The organism is uncultured Draconibacterium sp. (assembly GCF_913063105.1).
Lineage (GTDB): Bacteria > Bacteroidota > Bacteroidia > Bacteroidales > Prolixibacteraceae > Draconibacterium.
This window is the reverse complement of record NZ_CAJXYQ010000003.1, coordinates 271532-275068: the sequence shown is the minus strand read 5'-3', so window position 1 is coordinate 275068 and position 3537 is coordinate 271532. Positions and strand designations below refer to the sequence as shown.

Below are 3537 nucleotides of genomic sequence, written 5' to 3'. Positions count from 1 at the left end.
AATACAGGATTTATGAACAGATGATAATTTGGTATCCATATTCGTTAGGTTTGATTTGGATGCCGCTTTGGCAAACTACCTTTCCCCGGCTAAATTTTATGCACAACAATAGCTATCGGCAAAAAATTAAGATACACGTTATTGAAAGGTTTGTAAAACTTATTAAAAAAGGTTCAAACATAATTAAACCTGTTACTAAAGTACTTCTATGGCACAAAATTCATACGTTTAACAAACCCAAAGTAATACGCCCGATTGCTGATTTTAAATCAGCATTTGACCTACCACTACTAAGCAATTTACTAATTATGATTAATTCAAAAAACCATGCTCCTTTTATCCAGCTGACTAAAAGCACATTAGCGCCCTCAACAGAACACATTAACAGTCGGATAGTTATTATATAATTGATGAAGACTCATCCTACGCTGGGAGAGAGAATCTGAACAAATGGTTCGAACAGCTTTATCGGCAACCGTATATTCAGCATGAATCTGATCTTCTATCTAATTAGAAAGCGGCAGTTTCCGTATCGAACTATTGATTAATATATTGTGCTTAGCAGGCTAAAAACAGCTATGTATTTTCGTTCAGTAGCTTGATTTCTACTGCCTGTTCATCTTTGCTGCATACGCCCAAAACAACTACACGATGCAGCAACTGCACCAAGCCTTTCCTGAAAATTAATACTGCAATAATAAAGCTTCAGATTTGAAAAAAAAGATTCTTGCAATACCAGGGGCAACGATAGGCTTAATCGGAATTGTTGCCGGAACGTTAGCCAGTGATAATAATTCATCAAATGAAGAAACCAGTTTTTTGGGTTGGAGCTTCGCGAATTGAAAAAATAAACAGAATTCGATTCTCTGAGTTGTTTCACCTGGAATTGTATCCGGCTGCGTTTGATTGTAAATATCAACAAAACTATCAGGCAGAAATGCAGTTTCGGATATACTTTTAATGCGCTTCCATAAGCGAATTTACCGGAAGAGATATAGTGGTTTTTAGCCCAGCTGACTAATGGTTACCAATTTCTCCACATCCAGTAGTTCCACATCTTTTCCTTCAAACCGAATTAAACCATCGTCCTTAAAATCTTTCATCACCCTAATCACACTTTCCGTGCTCATTCCCGTAAGCTCAGCCAAATCAGAACGCGACAATGGCAAATTAAACGCATCAGTTTTAAAAATACGCTGAGATAAACACAGCAGAATATCAGCCATTCGTCCGTGCATTTGCTTATTGGTAAAGCAATAAAACCTGCCATAGGTTTGCACGGTATTTTCATTTAAAACATTAATCACCTGAAAAGCAAATTTCGGATTCTGCAGTATCATTTTTTTAAACAACTCAATTTCTATGAGTTCCACCTCTGAATCGATATAAGTTGTGGCCGAATACAGAAAAGTATTATTACCATCGTAAATGCAAGGCAAACCTATTAAATTTCCGGGTGGAGAAATTTTTAAAATTAAGTTCTTAGGTTTTCCTTCGAGATACACCTTGGCCAAACCGTCTTTTAAAAATATAATATGCGACGCAAAGGCTCCCTGCTTACATATATTCTCGCCCTTTTTATAGGTTAAGGTAATTTTTTTCTCATCAATTATTTTCCGCTCTTCTGCTGTAAGTTTGTCAAAACAGCACTCCCTCCTGTTAAAAACCGTACAACTATTTGAATATATACTTTTCATAAGAGGCTAAAAATAGAAAGATTTTAACGAGCATAACATGTTTCAAATCATATTTTAAACTGATGTAGTTCAATTTTTTATTGAGCCACATCAAACTTTTTTACGGCAATTCGCACACCCAAACGTAACAAACATATGCTACTCATTGATACTTTTATACTGAACTTATATTCACTAAATCATGAAATACACAACCTACTGTTTATTACTCTTTTTAGCCATTGGTTTTGAATCGGTGAATGCCATTGAGAAGGATTCGGTTGATACCAGGATTAACGTTATAAACTACACCTGGAAAAAAGACCGGAAAATGAGTTCGATTGCCAATCATAACTCTTTTGAAATTTTACAGCAAGATTTTGAAAATGCCCACCAGGTAACCGAAGCCTGTATCTCGTGCCACAACAAACGCGATGAAGAAATTATGGCCACCAGCCACTGGAACTGGGAACGAACCGAAGTTTTAGCAGGCAAAGGTGCAGTGCCCGTTGGCAAAAAAAATATACTAAATAACTTTTGCATTGGCATATCGGGTAGCGAGGCAACCTGTACCCGTTGCCACATTGGTTACGGCTGGAAAGACCAATCGTTTGACTTTAACGAACCTAAAAACATCGACTGTCTGGTATGCCACGACAACTCGGGAACCTATGAAAAGGGAAAAGGAGCTGCAGGCTATCCAGCGGCAAGTGTTAACCTTTCGTATGTGGCCCGCAACGTAGGTTCTCCCAAACGCGAAAACTGCGGAGTATGCCACTTTTGGGGCGGTGGCGGCAACAATGTAAAACACGGAGATTTGGAGGTAGCACTGCTTGATGCATCAAAAAAAATTGATGTACATATGGCTGTTGAAGGCGAAGATATGAGCTGTGTTGACTGCCATGTTACCGAAAACCACCAGATGGCAGGAAAGCTTTACGCTTTATCATCAGAAAATAAAAACCGCGCTACTTGCGAGCAATGCCACACCGCTGAACCGCATACCGACAACTTATTAAACCAGCATAACCTTAGGATTGCCTGCCAAACCTGTCATATTCCAAGCTATGCAAAAGCAAACAGCACTAAAATGATTTGGGACTGGTCTACTGCCGGAGTTTTAGATGACGATGGGAACCCAAAACATGAAAATGATGCAGATGGGAATCACAATTACCTGTCGATAAAAGGAACTTTTGTGTACGACGACCATGTAAAACCCGAATATTACTGGTTTAACGGTATTGCCAACCATCAGCTTATAACAGATAAAATTGATACCATCCCGGTTCAGATGAATTCGCTCGACGGGTCATACAACGATAAAGGCAGTAAACAGAAAAGCACAAGCCCCTCCAAGATATGGCCGGTTAAGGTACACCGCGGAAAGCAAATTTACGACACAAAATACCAAACATTAATACAGCCCAAGCTTTGGTCGACTGCAAAAGGCGATAGCGCTTATTGGCTCGATTTTAACTGGAACGAAGCCTCGAAGGCAGGAATGGACTACCTTGGCCTGCCCTACAGCGGCGAATACGATTTTGTTGAAACTGAAATGTATTGGCCTTTAAACCATATGGTAGCGCCAAAAGAAGAATCGCTTAGCTGCAAAGATTGCCACACGAGAACCGACAGCCGTTTGGCGAGCCTCAACGATTTTTATCTTCCCGGACGCGACTACAACCGTTTTCTCGACATTAGCGGCTTCTCGATGATTGCCTTCATCCTGTTATTTGTATTTGCCCACGGTGCGCTTCGTATTCTTACACGAAACCAAAAAGATGAACATTAAACCATATTGAACAAATGAAACACGGGAGAAATTTGCACACAAGCAAATAATTTAAATCATGCAGGT

3 protein-coding genes are annotated in these 3537 nt (G+C 39.5%); 2 read left to right on the top strand and 1 reads right to left on the bottom strand.

Translation table 11 applies throughout. The annotated features are described in order from the left end of the window. The first annotated feature begins 802 nt into the window (after window positions 1-802). The gene (locus tag QZ574_RS04465) at window positions 803-961 is read left to right on the top strand and encodes a hypothetical protein (protein WP_297087207.1); all 159 of its coding nucleotides are present in this window, start codon (window positions 803-805) and stop codon (window positions 959-961) included. Between the two features lie 43 nt (window positions 962-1004). Here QZ574_RS04465 and QZ574_RS04460 read toward each other — a convergent pair whose 3' ends face one another. After that, window positions 1005-1697, bottom strand: coding sequence for a Crp/Fnr family transcriptional regulator (locus QZ574_RS04460; protein ID WP_297087205.1), 693 nt, complete (start codon window positions 1695-1697; stop codon window positions 1005-1007). A gap of 181 nt (window positions 1698-1878) precedes the next feature. On the opposite strand from QZ574_RS04460, the gene QZ574_RS04455 reads away from it, so the two are divergent. After that, the gene (locus QZ574_RS04455; protein WP_297087203.1) at window positions 1879-3471 is read left to right on the top strand and encodes a tetrathionate reductase family octaheme c-type cytochrome; all 1593 of its coding nucleotides are present in this window, start codon (window positions 1879-1881) and stop codon (window positions 3469-3471) included. Window positions 3472-3537 lie beyond the last annotated feature (66 nt).

What these genes read in the sequence shown, in the direction of transcription:
- QZ574_RS04455 (WP_297087203.1), top strand. Translation starts at nt 1,879, where the DNA reads ATGAAATACACAACCTACTGTTTATTACTCTTTTTAGCCATTGGTTTT.
- QZ574_RS04460 (WP_297087205.1), bottom strand. Translation starts at nt 1,697, where the DNA reads ATGAAAAGTATATATTCAAATAGTTGTACGGTTTTTAACAGGAGGGAG.
- QZ574_RS04465 (WP_297087207.1), top strand. Translation starts at nt 803, where the DNA reads ATGAAGAAACCAGTTTTTTGGGTTGGAGCTTCGCGAATTGAAAAAATA.